Source organism: Sandaracinus amylolyticus (assembly GCF_021631985.1).
Lineage (GTDB): Bacteria > Myxococcota_A > Polyangia > Polyangiales > Sandaracinaceae > Sandaracinus > Sandaracinus amylolyticus_A.
The window spans coordinates 2,593,058-2,609,715 of the sequence record NZ_CP070225.1; the positions used below are offsets into that span (position 1 = coordinate 2,593,058).

Annotated in this window: 15 protein-coding genes; 9 read left to right on the top strand and 6 right to left on the bottom strand. The window is 70.9% G+C overall.

The genetic code is table 11. The annotated features are described in order from the left end of the window. The first annotated feature begins 8 nt into the window (after positions 1-8). The 4 genes from I5071_RS10685 to I5071_RS10700 are packed head-to-tail and all read left to right on the top strand — an operon-like array spanning position 9 to position 3,470. Positions 9-602, top strand: coding sequence for an anthranilate synthase component II (locus I5071_RS10685; protein WP_236605325.1), 594 nt, complete (start codon positions 9-11; stop codon positions 600-602). Beyond that, on the top strand, positions 599-1,615 hold the full coding sequence (gene trpD / locus I5071_RS10690; protein ID WP_236605326.1) for an anthranilate phosphoribosyltransferase: 1,017 nt from the start codon (positions 599-601) through the stop codon (positions 1,613-1,615). The genes I5071_RS10685 and trpD overlap by 4 nt, the downstream gene beginning before the upstream one ends. Then, positions 1,597-2,400 (top strand): indole-3-glycerol phosphate synthase TrpC, encoded by an 804-nt coding sequence (locus I5071_RS10695; protein WP_236605327.1) that lies wholly within the window; start codon positions 1,597-1,599, stop codon positions 2,398-2,400. Before trpD ends, I5071_RS10695 begins: the two co-directional genes overlap by 19 nt. Then, positions 2,400-3,470, top strand: coding sequence for an NAD-dependent epimerase/dehydratase family protein (locus tag I5071_RS10700; protein WP_236605328.1), 1,071 nt, complete (start codon positions 2,400-2,402; stop codon positions 3,468-3,470). Before I5071_RS10695 ends, I5071_RS10700 begins: the two co-directional genes overlap by 1 nt. 423 nt (positions 3,471-3,893) lie before the next feature. Here the strand turns inward: I5071_RS10700 and I5071_RS10705 are convergent, their stop codons facing one another. After that, entirely contained in the window at positions 3,894-5,213 is a 1,320-nt protein-coding gene (locus I5071_RS10705; protein ID WP_236604129.1) for a transposase, read from the bottom strand. A 476-nt stretch (positions 5,214-5,689) separates the two neighbouring features. Here I5071_RS10705 and I5071_RS10710 point away from each other — a divergent pair, with 476 nt between their 5' ends. After that, the gene (locus tag I5071_RS10710) at positions 5,690-6,100 is read left to right on the top strand and encodes a DUF6210 family protein (protein ID WP_236605329.1); all 411 of its coding nucleotides are present in this window, start codon (positions 5,690-5,692) and stop codon (positions 6,098-6,100) included. A gap of 458 nt (positions 6,101-6,558) precedes the next feature. After that, the gene (locus I5071_RS10715; protein WP_236605330.1) at positions 6,559-7,263 is read left to right on the top strand and encodes an esterase/lipase family protein; all 705 of its coding nucleotides are present in this window, start codon (positions 6,559-6,561) and stop codon (positions 7,261-7,263) included. Here I5071_RS10715 and I5071_RS10720 read toward each other — a convergent pair. From I5071_RS10720 to I5071_RS10730, 3 genes are all read right to left on the bottom strand, one after another. Then, positions 7,253-8,953 (bottom strand): two-component system sensor histidine kinase NtrB, encoded by a 1,701-nt coding sequence (locus I5071_RS10720; RefSeq protein WP_236605331.1) that lies wholly within the window; start codon positions 8,951-8,953, stop codon positions 7,253-7,255. The two genes, I5071_RS10715 and I5071_RS10720, sit on opposite strands and share 11 nt — an antisense overlap. A 19-nt stretch (positions 8,954-8,972) precedes the next feature. Further along, on the bottom strand, positions 8,973-10,184 hold the full coding sequence (locus I5071_RS10725) for a type II secretion system F family protein (RefSeq protein ID WP_236605332.1): 1,212 nt from the start codon (positions 10,182-10,184) through the stop codon (positions 8,973-8,975). Positions 10,185-10,270: 86 nt separating this feature from the next. Beyond that, on the bottom strand, positions 10,271-11,410 hold the full coding sequence (locus tag I5071_RS10730) for a type IV pilus twitching motility protein PilT (protein WP_268921218.1): 1,140 nt from the start codon (positions 11,408-11,410) through the stop codon (positions 10,271-10,273). A gap of 80 nt (positions 11,411-11,490) precedes the next feature. On the opposite strand from I5071_RS10730, the gene I5071_RS10735 reads away from it, so the two are divergent. Continuing rightward, positions 11,491-12,126 carry a YbhB/YbcL family Raf kinase inhibitor-like protein gene (locus I5071_RS10735; RefSeq protein WP_419249649.1) on the top strand — a complete coding sequence of 212 codons (636 nt, stop codon included), beginning with the start codon at positions 11,491-11,493 and terminating at the stop codon, positions 12,124-12,126. Positions 12,127-12,163: 37 nt separating this feature from the next. Here the strand turns inward: I5071_RS10735 and I5071_RS10740 are convergent, their stop codons facing one another. Continuing rightward, on the bottom strand, positions 12,164-12,748 hold the full coding sequence (locus I5071_RS10740) for a hypothetical protein (RefSeq protein ID WP_236605334.1): 585 nt from the start codon (positions 12,746-12,748) through the stop codon (positions 12,164-12,166). A 120-nt stretch (positions 12,749-12,868) separates the two neighbouring features. Between I5071_RS10740 and I5071_RS10745 the strand changes: the two genes are divergently transcribed. Together I5071_RS10745 and I5071_RS10750 are read left to right on the top strand one after the other, a co-directional pair. Then, positions 12,869-13,933: a hypothetical protein gene (locus I5071_RS10745; RefSeq protein ID WP_236605335.1), complete on the top strand. Its 1,065-nt coding sequence runs from the start codon at positions 12,869-12,871 to the stop codon at positions 13,931-13,933. Then, entirely contained in the window at positions 13,903-14,397 is a 495-nt protein-coding gene (locus I5071_RS10750; protein WP_419249631.1) for a hypothetical protein, read from the top strand. Before I5071_RS10745 ends, I5071_RS10750 begins: the two co-directional genes overlap by 31 nt. A gap of 363 nt (positions 14,398-14,760) precedes the next feature. Here the strand turns inward: I5071_RS10750 and glpD are convergent, their stop codons facing one another. Continuing rightward, a complete protein-coding gene (gene glpD, locus I5071_RS10755) occupies positions 14,761-16,482 on the bottom strand; it encodes a glycerol-3-phosphate dehydrogenase (RefSeq protein ID WP_236605337.1) in 1,722 nt (573 codons plus the stop codon). Positions 16,483-16,658 lie beyond the last annotated feature (176 nt).

The window sequence follows — 16,658 nt, forward strand, 5'->3', positions numbered from 1 at the left end:
AACGCGCCGTGATCCTGGTGATCGACAACTACGACTCGTTCACGTTCAACCTGGTGCAGTACCTCGGCGAGCTCGGCGCGGCGGTGAAGGTCGTGCGCAACGACGCGATCGATCTCGCGGGCATCGACGCGCTCGATCCCGAGGGCATCCTGCTCTCTCCGGGCCCGGGCACGCCGGACGAGGCGGGGATCACGCTCGACGTGATCCGGCACCAGTCGGGCAAGCGACCGATCCTCGGGGTGTGCCTGGGGCACCAGGCGATCGGCCAGGCGTTCGGCGGCCGCGTGATCCGCGCGCCGCGCCTCATGCACGGGCGCACCTCGCCGATCCTCCACTCGAGCGAAGGCGTGTTCGAGGGCCTGCCGAGCCCGTTCGAGGCGACCCGTTACCACTCGCTGATCGTCGAGCGCGAGACGCTGCCCGAGGTGCTGCGCCCGACCGCGTGGACCGCGGAGGGCGAGCTGATGGGCATGCGCCACCGCGACCTCGACGTCGAAGGCGTGCAGTTCCACCCCGAGTCGTTCCTGACCGAGCACGGCCACGCGATGCTCGCGAGCTTCCTGCGGCGCCTCCCGCGCGGCGGGACGAAGGCGGCCGCGTGAGCACGTCGGTGCGCGACGCGCTCGCGCGCGTGCTCGAGGGGCGTGCGCTCGACGCCGACGCGATGGAGTCCGCGATGGACGCGATCCTCGCGGGGGAGGCGACGCAGGCGCAGATCGCGGGGCTCGCGATCGCGCTGCGGATGCGCGGCGAGAGCGCGACCGAGCTCGCGGCGGCGGCGCGCGCGATGCGACGTCGCGTGGTCCCTCCCTCGATCGAGATCGACGGCGTGCTGCTCGACACCTGCGGCACCGGCGGTGACGGCGCGGGCACGTTCAACGTGAGCACGACCTGCGCGATCGTCGTCGCGGCGTGCGGCGTGCGCGTCGCGAAGCACGGCAACCGCGCGGTCAGCTCGCGCGCCGGCAGCGCCGACGTGCTCGAGGCGCTCGGCGTGCGCGTCGACGCGAGCCCCGAGATCGTCGCGCGCCACGTGCGCGAGCTCGGCATCGGGTTCCTCTTCGCGCCCGCCTACCACGCGGCGCTGCGGCACGCGGCGGGCGTGCGGCGCGAGCTCGGCGTGCGGACCTTCTTCAACCTGCTCGGGCCGCTGGCGAACCCCGCGAGCGCGACGCACCAGCTGGTCGGCGTCTACGACGCGGCGCGGGTGCGCACGATGGCCGAGGTGCTCGGCCTGCTCGGTGTGAGCGCGGCGTGGGTGGTGCACGGGCACGGCGGGCTCGACGAGATCGCGCCCGAGGGCGCGACGCGGGTCGCGCGGCTCGAGAGCGGGCGCGTGATCGAGGACGAGATCGTGCCCCGCGACTTCGGGCTCGACGACGCGCCGATCGCCGGGCTCAGCGGCGGCGATGCGCACGACAACGCGCGCCTCGTGCGCGCGGTGCTGGGCGGCGAGCGCGGGGCGCGGCGGAACGCGGTGCTGATGAACGCGGCGGCGGCGCTGCTCGTCGCGGGCGCGGAGCGCGATCGAGTCGCGGCGCGCGAGCGCGTCGAGGCGGCGATCGACTCGGGCGCGGCGATCCGACTGCTCGATGCATGGGTGCAGGCCGCGTGACCGATCACCTGTCTGCGATCCTCGAGCGCAAGCGCGGCGAGGTGATCCGCCGCGCGCGTCATCCGCTCCCGGCGATCGACGACACGAGCGATCGCGGGGCGCGCGCCCTCGCGGCGCTGCGTCGCCCGGCGGGCGCGCCGCCGCGCGTGATCGCGGAGATCAAACGACGCAGCCCGAGCGCGGGGGTGATCCGTCCCCGCGCGCTCGGCGACATCGTCGCGATCGCGCGCGCCTACGAGGCGAGCGGCGCGGCGGCGGTGAGCGTGCTCGCCGACGGCCCGGGGTTCGGCGGCGGGGTGCTCGACGTGCGGCGCGCCGCGCGCGCGGTCGGCTGCCCGGTGCTGTTCAAGGAGTTCGTGATCGACCCGCGCCAGATCGATCTCGCGCGCGCCTCGGGCGCCAGCCTGGTGCTGCTCCTCGTGCGCGCGCTCACGGGCCCGGAGCTCGACGTGATGATCGACGCGGTGCGCCGTCGCGGGATGGAGCCGGTCGTCGAGGCGGCCGATGCGGCCGAGCTCTCGCGCGCGCTGCAGACGAACGCGACGATCGTCGGGGTGAACGCGCGCGATCTGCGCAGCTTCCAGCTCGACGGGGGCGCGGCGTCGAGGGCGCTCCAGGAAGTTCCCAACGACCGCATCGCGGTGTACATGAGCGGCGTGGGAACGAGGGAGGACTTCGCACGCGTGGCCGACGGACGAGCGGATGCGGTGCTGATCGGCACCGAGCTCATGCGCGCGCCCGATCCGGGCGCACGGCTGCGTGAGATCCTGGGAGATCGCGCCTGATGCCCGAGACGCTGCTCGTCACCGGCGCCGCAGGGACCGTCGGCAACTACGTGGTCGGGCTCGCCGAGGCCGCGGGCTACCGCGTGATCGCGAGCGATCTGCACCCGAAGGGCGTCGCGGTTCCAGTGCGCGGCGAGGTCCGCCCCGGCGACATCCGCGATCGCGCGTTCCTCGAGAAGCTCGTGAAGGGCGTGGACCACGTGATCCACACCGCGGCGATGCTCGACGTCGGCGCGCCCTTCGAGACGCTGGCGGCGGTGAACAGCGAGGCGGTGGTCGCGCTCTACGACGCGGCGGCGCGCGCCGGCGCGAAGCGCTTCGTGCACGTCTCGACCGCCATGCTCTACGCGCAGGGCCAGGACGGTCCGCTCACCGAGGAGGCGCGCGTCCTGCCGCGCGGTCCGCACGGCCGCACCAAGCACGAGGCGGAGCGCGCGCTGATGGAGCGCTCGCAGCGCGGCGGGCCGGCGTGGACGATCCTGCGCGCGGCGCCGCTCTACGGACGGCGCGGGCGTCACTACGCGGCGAGCCTGCTGGTGATCGGCCCGGTGCTGCGGCTGATGACGCCGGTGCTCCCGCGGTGGCGCGGTGGTCCGGTCGCGAACCTGGTGCACGCCGAGGACGTCGCGCGCGCCGGGGTGTTCGTGCTGCCGAAGCGCGAGTGCGAGGGCGAGATCTACAACGTCGCCGACGACGATCGGATGACGCTCGGCGACCGCATCAGCGAGACCTATCGCGCCTACGGGCTGCCCACGGTGCCCGCGGGACAGCTGCCGCGGCCGGTGCTCGATCGCATCGGGCAGTTCTTCCAGCGCGACGCCGCGTACACCGGGCTCGATCGCTCGCTGCTCGCGGCGTGGAAGCTCGTGGTGCTGCGGCACCGGCTGAAGCCTGCGCTGCGCGCGCGGCTCGACCGCGAGGCGCTGACGCTGCTCTACGACGACCTGCCGGTCGACACCGGGAAGCTGCGCGTGCTCGGGTGGAAGCCGCGGTTCCCGACGTTCGTCGAGGGGTGGCGGCAAGTGCTTCGGTGGTATCAGGCGGAGCGCTGGGTTCCTCGGTACGCCTGAGGCTCTCGAGAGGCAGCGCTTCGGCGAGAGGCGCGAGGGGGTGGGTTCGGCGGCCGGGGTGCTGTCGTAGTCAAGTGCGGACGCGCGTGATCGACGGATCGGGCGCTTCTCGCACCCGCTGATCCGCACACCGGGCCCTTCTTGCGCGAGGTGACTCGCCGCGAACGAGGCTTGGTGTGCGGTGGCTTCAGGCGGTCGGATCGGAGAGCGACGGGACGGATAGGCCCGAACTGTCTTGTCGGACGTCCACGTGAGCGGCGTCGGGTCGGCCTCGTTGGGCATTTCGCCCGCCGCGTCGATCTCGAGGGTGCGCTGGGACTCGCGGTGCAGCCTCTCGGGGCTCCAGCACTCCAGGTGAGCGTCACCCGCTCGATCTTCGCGCCTTGGAGCGGAAGCGAAGGGAAGAGAGCGCGAAGCTCGCCGTCAGGAGCCGACGAGCGAAGATTGGCCCGCGTCGCGTGAAGGCGACGCGGTCACGGCGGTCATCGATCGTGTGTCGAAGAGCTTGGTCGCATCGAAGGGCGCTCCTCGCGCGACGTGCACCATCGCGCGCGCGAGCTTCCGCATCAGCGCGACGACTGCCTTGAGCTTGATCTCGGCGCGGTAGCCCTTTCGCGCTCGGTACCACTCACGCGCGACGGGGTCGCTCTGCACGAAGCGCAGCGCCGCGAGGAAGAGATACCTACGCGCCCGTCCGGGGCCGCGTTTCGTGATGTGGATCGTGTGCTGCCCGGCGTTGTTGCCGCTGCTCTGGACCCTGAGGTTGAGGCCCATCGCCTTCTCGAAGGACGCGGACGATTCGTAGTCGGCGGGATTGCCGAGGTCGGCGACGAGCGCAGCGGTCGTGACGGCACCGAACGCGGCGCGCATCGAGTGGAGCTCGCGATGATTGGCGAGCTCGGCTTCGATGCGCTTGTCGACATCGCGGATGTGCTCGCGCAACGAGAGCATGTGACGTGCGAGCGAGCGAAGGAACGAGCGCTCCTGATCGTGCATCGACTCGCCGAGCGAGCCGACGGCGCAGCCGACGATCTGCTCGATGCGCTCGAAGGAGAGCGCCGCGCGCGAGACGCGTCGGAGCAGCTCGACCGCATCGCCGCGTCTGGCGCGGACCTCGGCAGGCCCGGGCATCTCGCAGAGCAAGTGCAGGTGCCACGCGGCGTCCATGTCGAGGTGCTGGGAGAGCTCGGGCCAGTGACGCGCGACGAGCGCTTCGAGCCGTCCGTACGCGGTCTCGAAAGGTCGAGCGTAGAGGTCGCGCTCGTCGATCAGACTGCGCATCGCCCTCTGGACTGCGCTCCGCTCTTTCCAGCGCTTCGAGATGCCTTGCGCGTGGAGATGCGCGAGCAGCGTGCACGCCTTGGCGTCGTGCAGGCTCGGCACTCCGTCGAGCAGCTCGGCTGCATCGTGGACCTTCTTGGCGTCCACGCGGAACACGGGAATCTCGCGCAGCGTGAGCTGGTAGCGGAGCGCGTCGCCGTAGACGCCCGTCGGCTCCATCGCGACCTCGAGCGCGACGCCGAGCTCGCGGAGACGGCAGAGCAGCTCGAGGAACAGTCGCGTCTGCTTCGGATGCTCGAAGCGCACGATCTCGACGCAGCGACCCGCTGCGCTCGCGAAGCCAGCGAACATCTTCGTCTTCGCGAGGTCGATCGCGACGATGCAGCTCGCTCCGAGCGCACTGGCGAGCTTGCTCGCGTCGACGTGTTGGATCTCGACGGTTCGATAGGTACGCTTGCCCACGGGGACGACCTCCTGCACGGCAGTTTCGACTGTCTATTCGAGGCGTCCCCAACTCTCCTACAGCCGACTCGCGGGCTGCTGAACGAGAGGCCGCGAGCGTCGGGACGCGGTGGGCGCATCGCGGCGCGCGCTCCGCGCCGCTTGCCGCGATGCTGTCGCCAGTCTCTGGTCGGCCTCTGCGAGCCCCCGTCGCACGAGGCCGCCGAACCCACCCCCTCGCGCCCAGTACCGCGGTTCTGCCGCCTTGGCTCGTGGTGGTGGGGTGGCTCGCGACTGGTCCGCGCTTCGCCGCGGCCCAGACGCTCGCGGTTCGGGCTCTGCTTCGCACTCGCCCGGATGCGGAGGCGAGGACACGCGCGGAGCGCGGGGCCGCGCCGGTGCTGCTGGAGTAGGCGAGGACACGCGCGGAGCGCGGGGCCGCGCCGGGTGCTCATGCGCGATCGAGCCGAGCGCTCTACCGTTCGACAGGAGCAACCATGCACGTCGATTTCTGCGAAGAGTCGGTTGTCTATCTCATCGTGGCCTGCTCGAGCGGCATCACCTACTCGGCCCAGGCCGGCGGCGTCGCGTGCCTGCATCCGTCCGTCGAAGGGGCCGTGATCGCAGCTGCCCTCGAGCCATCGGCTCAGCGGCTGGCAGCCGCGATGCACGAGGTCAGTTGTTGGCACGAGGTGCCGTGGCTCCTCGCTGACGTCGAGCGAGCCAACCTCGTGCTCGGCGAGATGCGCTTCGAGTGCTTCAGCGAGATCGTCTCTCTGCGCCTCGATCCCGAGCGCCTCGGTGAGAGCGTCGAGGGGTGGTGGTGGGTCACGTTCGAGCTCCGCGATCCGCTCGACGGTGTGACGGTGCAGTCGCGCGGCGTGCTCTGCGGACCCAACTGCGACTGAGGCAGTCCGTCGGGCGAGACGGTCGACCGTGAGGTTACGGGTCGGACCATCCGAGGGTTGGTCGAACCCGTAAGGTTGCGGGTTGGACCATCCCCGAGGGTGGTCGGATCCGTAAGCGTTGCGGTTGGACCATCCCCGAGAGTGGTGAAATCCATAAGCGTTACGGTTGGACCATCCCCGAGGGTGGTGCGATCCGTAAGGGTTACGGTTGGACCATCCCCGAGGGTGGTGAGATCCGTAAGCGTTACGGGTTGGACCATCCCCGAGGGTGGTGAGATCCGTAAGCGTTACGGGTTGGACCATCCCGGAGAGTGGTAGGCGCCGGTCGAGGCGGTGCTGGGCCGTCGCCGGTCTAGACCCGCGATCCCTGCTCGTGCTCGTGCTCGTCCCGCGTGCTCGTCCCTCGTGCCACCTGCGCGTGCTCGGCCGTGCTCCCTCCGCGCGCTACGCTGTCGGACATGCCCCCCGCCGCCGCCCGCAACCTCTTCCGCCAGCTCGGCCGCGAGGTGCGCGCCGTCGCGCGACAAGGGCAGCTCATCGCCGCCGCGCGCAACCGCGCGACACCGAGCATCCCCGGCGAGCGCGTCGTCGTGTTCGTGCACGGCTTCATGGCGGCCGGGCCGGTCTTCGATCCGATGCGGGCGTTCGTCGAGCAGCGCGCACCCGTGGGCACGGTCGACATCACCTACGGGCCGCTCGAGCGCTTCGATCGCGCGGTCGATCGCCTCGCGTCCATCGTCGATCGTGTCGCCGAGGGACGTCGCGTCGACATCGTCGGGCACTCGCTCGGCGGCATCGTCGCGCGCTGGTATCTCCAGGAGCGCGGGGGCGCGGCGCACGTCGATCGCCTCGTCACCCTCGCGAGCCCCCACGCCGGCACCCGCGCTGCGCGCGTCGCGATGGGGCCGCTCGTCGCGGGCTCGCTCCTCGAGGCCATCCGTCCCGACAGCCGCGTCATCCGCACCCTCCGCGACGGGCGCGCGCGCGCCTCGCGCGTGATCCACACCGCCGTCGTCGCCGGGCTCGATCGCATGGTCACGCCGCCCGAGAGCGCCGCGTCGATCGAGGACGCGACCATCCACTGGCTCCACGACGTCGGGCACAACGAGATGCTCTTCGAGCCGCGCGCCTTCGCGCACGTGCATGACGGCCTCACGCGCTGATCGCGCCCTGCTCCTCGACCACCGCGTGGCTCGTGCTCGTCCGCGCGCCGCGCCGCGGGAGCACCACGCGGAAGCGCGCGCCCTCGCCGGGACGGCTCTCGACGCGCACCTGACCGCCGTGCGCCTCGACGATCTGCTTCACCAGCGCGAGCCCGAGCCCCACGCCGTGGCGCCGCTTCGTGAAGAACATATCGAAGACCTTCTCGAGGTCCTCCTCCGCGATCCCGGCGCCGCGATCCTCGACCTCCAGCAGCACCGTGCCGTCCTCGGGCGCGCGCACCCGCACCGTGACCAGCGCGCCCCGCGGCGAGAACTGCATCGCGTTCTTCACGAGGTTCCACAGCACCTGGCGCAGCTGCGCCGGGTCCGCGTGCGCGTGCACGTCCTCGTCGGACTCGAGCCGCACCTCGACGCCCGCGCTGCGCGTCGGCCCGCGCCGCGCGACCTCGATCACCTCGCCCGCGAGCGAGCGCAGATCCACGTCGACGCGATCCGGCGTCACCGGCCGTCCCACGTCGAGCATCGTCGTCACCAGCTCGTTCAGGCGCTCGACCTCGCCGAGCACCATCCCGAGCAGCCTGCGATCCTCCTCGCCCAGCTCCTTCGCGTCGCGCACCAGCTCGACCGATCCCGAGATCGATCCCAGCGGGTTCCGGATCTCGTGCGCCAGGCCCGCCGCGAGCTGACCCAGCACCGCGAGCCGCTCGGCCTTCTCCGCCTTCGCGCGCAGCTGCGCGATCTCGGTGAGGTCCTGGAAGAGCACGAGCGTGCCGTGCTGCGTCCCGTCCGCGCCGACCAGCGGCGTGCGGGTGAACCCGACCGGGAGCTCGCTGCCGTCGGGGCGCGTGGCGAACGACTCGCCGCGCTCGCCCTGTCGCGCCGGCGAGCTCATCGGCGTCGCGGAGATGCGCGGCAGGATCTCGGTGACCGGCGTGCCGATCAGCGCGTCCGCGCTGGTGCCGAGGATGCGCGCGCCCGCGTCGTTGATCGATCGGATGCGCCCATCGAGATCGGTCGTGATCAGCCCCGAGCCGAGCGAGCGCACGATGTCCTCGGTGAGGCGCGCGTAGCCCGCGGCGCTCGCGGTCGCGATCCGCAGCTCGCCGCCGGTGCGCCGGAGGCGCGCGCTCAGCACGTTCGCGAGCAGCCCCACGAGGAAGAGCCCGACCACGTTGCGCAGCAGCGCGATGCTGAGCTCGGTGGGCTCGAGCGCCGCCATCTGCCCGCTGGGATCGGGCAGCCATCCGCTCGGCAGCGCGATGCCGATCGACACGTAGAGCACGCCCGCGAGCCCCGCCGTCGCCGCGACCTGGTTGGGCCCCGCGACCAGCGCCGAGAGCAGGATCACGACGCCGTAGAGGAAGCTGAACGAGCTCACCGCGCCGCCGGTGAGCCACACCAGCGCGCTCGCGATCGCGAGGTCCGCCGCGAGCTGCGCGACCACCAGCCCGCGCACGCTGCGCCGCCACTGCATCCACAGCAGCGAGCCGAGCGACGTCGCGTACACCGCGACCACCAGCCACGTCAGCGCGGACGCGCCGAGGTCCGCCCCGCCGAGCACGACCGTGCCGCCGAGCAGCACGGTGCCGACGACCAGCCGGCCTCCGACGAGCCACGGGATGCGACGCTGCGTGATCGCGTCGTCGTCGGCGATCGTCGCGACCGGCGGCGCCGGCGCGGGGATGCTCATGCGCGACCCGGCAGCGGCACTAGTGCCCCTGCACCTTCCCCGCGATGTCGAAGATCGGCATGTACATGGCGATCAGCATGAAGCCGACCATGCCGCCGATGACGACCATCATGATCGGCTCGAGCAGCGACGTGAGCGCAGCGACCGCGACGTCGACTTCCTCTTCGTAGAAGTCGGCGATCTTGTTGAGCATCTGATCGAGCGCGCCGGTCTGCTCGCCGACGCCGATCATCTGCACGACCATCGGCGGGAAGACCTTCGTCTCCATCAGCGGCTCGGCCATCGTGCGGCCCTCGCGGATGCGATCGGAGGTGTTCTTGATCGCCGCCTCGACGATCACGTTGCCCGAGGCCTTCGCGACGATGTCGAGCGCCTCGAGGATCGGCACGCCCGACGCGAGCAGCGTCCCGAGCGTGCGCGTGAAGCGCGACACCGCGATCTTGCGCATCACGGGCCCGAGCACCGGCACCTCGAGCAGGAAGCGATGCCAGAACCTCTTCCCGCCCGGCGTCCGGTAGCTGTACGAGATGCCCGCGCCGATCGCGAAGAGCCCGGCGAAGATGAAGACGAAGTTCCCGACGAAGAACTCCGACATGTTGATCACGAGCTGGGTCGGGCCCGGCAGATCTCCGTCGTCGCCGAAGTCGGCGAACATCGACTGGAAGCTCGGGATGACCCAGGTGAGCAGCACGGTGAGCACGACGCCCGCGATCACCATGACGGCGCTCGGATAGACGAGCGCGCTGCGCACCTGGCGCTTCAGCTTGACGCGCTTCTCGATGTAGACCGCGAGGCGCCCGAGGATCGTGTCGAGGATGCCGCCGACCTCGCCGGCCTGGACGAGGTTCACGAAGAGCTCGTCGAAGACCTTGGGGTGGCGCCGCAGCGAGTCGGAGAACGTCGCGCCCTGCTCGACGTTGGCCTTCACGTCCTTGAGGATGCGGTTGAACGCCTTGTTGTCGCCCTGCGCCGAGAGGATGTCGAGGCACTGCACGAGCGGCAGGCCCGCGTCGATCATCGTCGCGAACTGACGGATGAAGACGACGAGCTCCTTCTCGGAGACCGGCGCGCCGAACTGCAGGCTGACCTCGCGCGGCTTCTTGCGGACGCGCGTCGGCGTGAGGTTCTGGGTCTTGAGGCGATCCTGGACGGCGGCTTCGTTCGCCGCCTCCATGATCCCCTTGCGCACTTCGCCGGTGCGCGTGCGCGCCTCCCAGACCCACTCCTGCATGCCGCTGCGATGCTACAGGCGCGCAGCCGAGAACGTCAAAATCGACTTGGAATTCCAGCCCGATCGGACGGGCGGAGATCCCCCGATCATCGACCGCCGCGCGCCGTCCCGGCGGGGACGACGGGGGAGCGCCCGTCGATCATCGCCTGGAGCTCCGCGGGCTCGCTCGAGTAGCCCATCGCGTCCTCGATCGTGATCATGCGGCGCTGGTAGAGCGAGTAGAGCGTCTGGTTCATCGTCTGCATCCCGCTCTTCCCCTGTCCCATCTGCATCTGCGAGTACATCTGGTGGACCTTGTCCTCGCGGATGAGGTTCCGGATCGCGGCGTTGGGGATCATCACCTCGCACGCCATGACGCGACCGGGCCCGTCGGCGCGGGGCAAGAGCAGCTGGGTCATCACGCCCTGCAGCACGAACGAGAGCTGCGCGCGGATCTGCGACTGCTGGTGCGCGGGGAACACGTCGATGATGCGGTTGATCGACGAGATCGCGCTGTTGGTGTGCAGCGTCGCGAACACGAGGTGACCGGTCTCGCTGATCGTGAGCGCGGCCTCGATGGTCTCGAGGTCGCGCATCTCGCCGACCAGCACGACGTCGGGATCCTGGCGGAGGATGTACTTGAGCGCGTCCTTGAAGCCCTTGGTGTCCGCGCCGACCTCGCGCTGGTTCACCACGCAGAGCTTCGAGAAGTGCTCGAACTCGATCGGGTCCTCGACCGTGATGATGTGCTGGCGCGTCTCGCGGTTGATCTTGTCGATGATCGACGCGAGCGTCGTGCTCTTGCCCGAGCCGGTGGGGCCGGTGACGAGCACCAGGCCGCGCGGCAGCGACGCGAGATCGGAGATCACGGGCGGCAGCCCGAGCTCGTCGAAGCTGCGGATCTTGTGGGGGATCGCGCGGAACGCGGCGGCGACCGCGCCGCGCTGCATGAACACGTTGCCGCGGAAGCGCGACACGCCGCGCACGCCGAACGAGAAGTCGAGCTCCCACGTCTTCTCGAACTTGATCTTCTGCTCTTCGTTGAGCGCCGAGTAGACGAGCTGCTTGGTGTCCTCGGCGCGCAGCGGCGGCATCTTCAGGGGCACGAGGCTGCCGTCGATCCGGAACTGCGGCGGCGTGTCCTTGGTGATGTGCAGGTCCGACGCGCCGCGATCGATCATCGCGCGCAAGAGCTGGATCAACGTGACCTGGAGCGGAGCGTTCGCGTCGGACGGAGGCGGCTGCATCTCGTCCGCGATCATACACGGGTTGCGATGACGCCCGTGCTCGTGCGATGCGTGTGCGCGGGACGATCAAGGAGGACGAGATGGAGCTCCGCAGCGACAGCTTCGCCGATGGCGCGGCGATCCCGACGAAGAATGCGTTCGGGCGCTTCCACCCCGAGACCCACGTCGAGCTCAGCGAGAACCTGAGCCCACACCTCGCGTGGAGCGGCGCGCCCGAGGGCACGAAGTCGTTCGCGATCCTCTGCACCGACAGCGAGGTGCCGAGCCGCGGCGATGACGTGAACCAGGACGGTCGCACCGTGCCGCTCGATCTGCCGCGCGTGGAGTTCGTGCACCTCGCGCTGGTCGATCTGCCGGCGAAGGTGCGCGAGCTCGAGGAGGGCGCGCTGAGCCGCGGCGTGACGGTGCACGGCAAGGGCACGCTCGGTGTGCACGGCAGCAAGCAGGGCCTCAACGACTACACCGGGTGGTTCGCGGGCGACCCCCACATGAAGGGCGACTACCACGGGTACGACGGGCCCTGTCCGCCGTGGAACGACGAGCGCCTCCACGTCTACACGTTCACGGTGCTCGCGCTCGACGTCGAATCGCTGGAGCTCGGAGAGTCGTTCACGATCGCCGCCGCGCGCGAGGCGATGAAGGGCCACGTGCTCGCGAAGGCGTCGATCGTCGGGACCTACGCGATCTACCCGAAGGCGGTGCGCGCTCCGAAGTGATCACGAGGATCGAGGGCGCTCGGCGGAGCGCCCTCGATCACGCGAACCGCAGCTCGAAGCGACAGCGACGCGCGCCTTCCGAGATGCACGACACACGCGTCGAGCCCACGAGGCGCTCGCCCTTCATGCCCTCGCTGATCGCGATCAGCGTCCCGAGCAGCGTCATGCAGAGCAGCGGGCCGTGCCCCGCCCAGTCGCTGCGCTCGATGGCCAGGACGCGTCGGGTCTCGTCGAACGAGCCGTCGACGTGGCCCGAGTCGTAGACCTGCTGCCACATCGAGCCCATGTGCCGCGCGAGGCGCGTCGGCGTCGCGAAGAGGCTCATCACGGTGCCGCCCACCGGGCCTGCGGCCTCGAGCAGCACGCTGCCGCCGATGTCGCGCGCGTAGTCGACCGGATCGCGCCCGAGCATCCGCGCGGGACGCGCGATGAGCTCTTCGGTGCCTGCGACCGAGTACCACTGCGTCGCGACGAAGCGCTCGGTCAGCAGCCGCCGCACCTCGGGCGGTGCGTCGTCGATCAGCCGCGCGTGCTGCGCGGGCGAGAGCTCGCGCTTGAGCGCCTTGCGCACGGCCATGCCGAGCTTGCCCTTGAAGCGGGCGCCCCGTTCCCCAGCGTCCACGGGTCGATATTGCCATTTCGGAAATGCAATCGAAACGCGTGAGGAGGCGCTCGGACATCCTCTTGACCGATCGATAGAATCGGTGACCATCGGGTCATCATTCTTGGATGGGGGTGCGTCATGCGACGACGGTGGGCGCTCGCGTGTCTGGTGGGGGCGGTGCTCGGGGGCTGCGACGATGCCGGCGGGGACCTGCAGGACGCAGCGACGCCGCGCGACGCGGGGGCGCCGCACGATGCGGGGCCGCGTCCGCCGTACGTCGGTGAGCACACGTTCCCCGCGATCGAGCTCGACGCGTACGGCGAGGTGCTGAGCCTCTGTCAGAGCTGGACGCTGAACAATCCGACCGAGCTCTGGGTGAGCGCGGTCGAGATGAGCGCGGGGCCGGGCTGGCACCACTCGAACTGGATGTACGTGCCGGAGCCGGCGTTCGAGGGCGACGACGGCACGTGGCGCTGCAGCGAGCGCACCTTCAACGAGGTCGCGGCGAGCGCGCGCGGCGGCGGCGTGTTCTTCGCGCAGTCGACCCAGTCGACCGCGGAGACGCAGCAGTTCCCGCCGGGTGCGGCGTATCGCATCCCGCCGTGGAGCCGGATCATCGGCTCGGTGCACGTGATCAATCCGTCGCCCGAGGCGCTCTCGAGCGCGCTGACGTTCCGCATCACGACGATCCAGCCGGGCGAGGTCACGACGCGGCTGCGTCCGCTCGCGATCGACAACCGCGGCATCGAGCTCGCGCCGCGCAGCGACACGATGGTGCGCACCGAGTGCAATCTGCGGGTTGCGCATCGTCGCGACCTCGACTTCTCGGTGCACTACGTGCTCCCGCACTACCACGCGTACGCGGACGGGATGCGCATCGAGATCTTCGGCGGTCCGCGTGACGGCGAGGTGGTGTTCGAGACGATGGGCGGCATCGGGAACGCGCTGGGCGCGCTGCTCGATCCGCCGGTGGATCTGCGGGGCGCCGAGGGGCTGCGCACGATCTGCGGCTATCGCAACGAGGGCACCGAGACGATCACGTGGGGCCCGCTCGCGAGCGACGAGATGTGCACGATGCTCGCGTACACCGATGCCGAGCGGCAGTTCGGCGCGCTCGCGGACGACATCGTGACGCGGACGCCGAGCGAGGGCGGCGAGCTGCTGGACTCGCGGTGCGCGGTGATCGCGATCGACGATCGCTGACGTGCTCGCGTCGCGCGAGGCGCTCCTCGAGTGAGCGCGGTCCGGATTCCGGACTCGACACGAGGCGCGACGCGCGCGATCGATCGTGCGTGCTCGCCCGCTACACCATGGCCCGGGGCGTCCCGGCGTCGAAGCTGCCGAAGGGCATTCGCCAGGACACGCGCAAGCACACGAAGCACGTGCTGCGTCCCACGCCCGAGCTCGTCGCGTCGGTGATCGGCAAGGACGACGCCGCGGCCTGGCGCGACTTCGCAAAGCGCTACCGCGCGCTCCTCGATCAGCGCTTCGCCGCGGACCGCGCGCCCTTCGATCAGCTCGCCGAGCTCGCGCGCGAGCAAGACGTCCTTCTCGGCTGCAGCTGCCCCAGCGCCGCGAACCCCGACGTCCACCGCTGCCACACCACGCACGCCCTCGCGTTCATGAAGAAGCACTACCCCGACCTCGACGTGCGCATGCCCGAGTGATCGGTCCGCGCCCGCCTTCCAAAATCCCGCGCGCAGCGCGCACACGCGCGACTCGGTCGCGCGGTGCGACTCGCGAGCGTCCGAGCCGCGCGAACAGCGCGGATCGGTCGCGAGCCATCTCCAGCCCCTCCCAGCGAGGCGGCAGAACCGCGGTACCGAGGCGCGGGGTGGTGGGTCGGGCGCCCTCGTGCGACGGGGGCTCGCAGACGTCGACCAGAGCGTGATCGAAGCATCGCGGCGCGCCTCGCGCCGGGATGCGCCCACCGCTGCCCGAAGCTCTCACCGTCTCATGACAGCAGCCCGCGAGCACCCGGGCGCACGACCCACCGCCCCGTGCCCTCCACCGAGACCTCGGCCGGCTCGTTACCCCTTACGCCAGTGGCGCGAGAGCTCGACCTCGTCGCGATAACGCTGCAGCTCGCGCTGGCGCGTCGCGTCGTCCCACCCGAGCAGCGTGCCCATGTGCGACGCCACGCGCTCGGCGCAGCCGAGGCCCTGATCGAAGTCGCGGAAGAAGAGCTGGGTGCGCCGCACCAGCGCGTCGCACACCGTCGCGGCCATCTCCTCGCGGACCGCGTGCTCGATCTGCGCGAGGATCTCGGGGCGCCCCGGGACCAGCGGCGACGCGAGCGCGGGGCGCGCAGCACAGAGCGCTGCGATCGCGATCGCGCGCGTGCCGTACTGATCGGTCAGCGCGGTCGCGACGGCGTTCGAGATCGTGCCGTTGCCGGCCTGCTCGACCTGCGCGACGACCTGCGTCGCATCGTCGTCGTCGGGCCAGCCCTCGGCGCCGGGCAGCGGCGCCTTCTCGGTGCGCGACGGCTCGATGTCGCGGCCCGCGAGCCCGTTCGCGAGCTGCAGGTAGCGCACCGCGGTGTCGACCACCTCGATGCTCATGCGGCGATACGTCGTGAGCTTGCCGCCCGCGATCGTGATGAGACCCTCCTGGCCGATCACGATCTTGTGCTCGCGGCTCACCTGCGACTCGTTCGCGCCCGCGCCCTCGTCGATCAGCGGGCGCAGCCCGGCCCACGTCGCGATGACGTCGGTGCGCGTGAGCGGGTGCTCGGGGAAGTACGCGTTGCTCGCGGCGATCAGGTAGTCGACGTCCTCGCGCGTCGCGTGCACGCCCGACGGATCGCTCGGATCGTCGGTGTCGGTCGTGCCGACGTACGAGCGGTCGCCCCACGGGATCGCGAAGAGCACGCGCTTGTCGACGGGGTGGAAGCAGACGACCGCGTTGTTCAGCGGCAGCTTCGCGCGATCGACGACGATGTGGACGCCCTTCGTCGTGCGCAGCATGCGCGGCGGCGCCGGCGCCTCGGAGCCCTTGCGCGGCAGGGCGAGCGTGCGGTCGGTCCACGGGCCGGTCGCGTTGATCACGGCGGAGGCGCGCACGTCCTTGGTCGCGCCGGTGAGCTCGTCGCGCACCGTCGCGCCGCACACGCGCCCGTTCTCGACGAGCAGCTGCGTGACCTTCGCCCAGGTCGTGATCGTCGCGCCGCCGCGCACCGCGTCGATCGCGGTCTCGAGCGTCAGGCGCGCGTCGTCGGTCGAGCAGTCGTAGTAGAGCGGCGCGCCCTTGAGATCCTCGCGACGCAGCGCCGGCTCCTCGGTCTCGAGATCGCGCGGCGAGAGCATGCGGTGCCGCTTCGGCGAGCGGAACAGCGAGAGCCCGTCGTACAGCCACATGCCGGCCTGGATCACGAACAGGTTGCGCCGGCTGTCCTTGTAGACCGGGAAGAGGAACCCGAGCGGGCTCACGAGGTGCGGCGCGAGGTCCATCAGGATTCGGCGCTCGCTCACCGACTCGAACACGAGGCCGACCTCGTACTGCTCGAGGTAGCGCAGACCACCGTGGATCAGCTTGCTCGAGCGCGAGCTCGTGCCGAACGCGAGGTCGTTCATGTCGACGACCGCGACGCTCAGGCCGCGTCGGGTCGCGTCGCGCGCGATGCCCGCGCCGTTGATGCCGCCGCCGATGACGAGGAGGTCGACCGGAGCGCTGCCGAGCCGCTCCCACATCTGCTGGCGCGTCGCGCCGATCGTGCCGTTGCTCGCGGAACCGCTGTCGGTTGAGGCCATCGGCCTCGGTTATGGGTCGGCGAATCGCGCGGAACAACTCGAATGACGCGATGCGTCGAGGGATGCGAGCTGGGCTCGGTTGTGGTCGCGGTCGAGCCGAAGCAAGCAGTGTTCGGGGCGGGGGGACCCGAGCCGGCTCGGCCGGTCGGGGGGAGGGGTCTTCCGAGACCCCTCCG

Coding starts and splice junctions, on each gene's coding strand:
- I5071_RS10725 (WP_236605332.1), bottom strand. CDS start 10,184: ATGCAGGAGTGGGTCTGGGAGGCGCGCACGCGCACCGGCGAAGTGCGC.
- I5071_RS10710 (WP_236605329.1), top strand. CDS start 5,690: ATGCACGTCGATTTCTGCGAAGAGTCGGTTGTCTATCTCATCGTGGCC.
- I5071_RS10735 (WP_419249649.1), top strand. CDS start 11,491: ATGGAGCTCCGCAGCGACAGCTTCGCCGATGGCGCGGCGATCCCGACG.
- I5071_RS10745 (WP_236605335.1), top strand. CDS start 12,869: ATGCGACGACGGTGGGCGCTCGCGTGTCTGGTGGGGGCGGTGCTCGGG.
- I5071_RS10730 (WP_268921218.1), bottom strand. CDS start 11,410: ATGCAGCCGCCTCCGTCCGACGCGAACGCTCCGCTCCAGGTCACGTTG.
- I5071_RS10715 (WP_236605330.1), top strand. CDS start 6,559: ATGCCCCCCGCCGCCGCCCGCAACCTCTTCCGCCAGCTCGGCCGCGAG.
- I5071_RS10700 (WP_236605328.1), top strand. CDS start 2,400: ATGCCCGAGACGCTGCTCGTCACCGGCGCCGCAGGGACCGTCGGCAAC.
- I5071_RS10695 (WP_236605327.1), top strand. CDS start 1,597: ATGGGTGCAGGCCGCGTGACCGATCACCTGTCTGCGATCCTCGAGCGC.
- I5071_RS10720 (WP_236605331.1), bottom strand. CDS start 8,953: ATGAGCATCCCCGCGCCGGCGCCGCCGGTCGCGACGATCGCCGACGAC.
- glpD (WP_236605337.1), bottom strand. CDS start 16,482: ATGGCCTCAACCGACAGCGGTTCCGCGAGCAACGGCACGATCGGCGCG.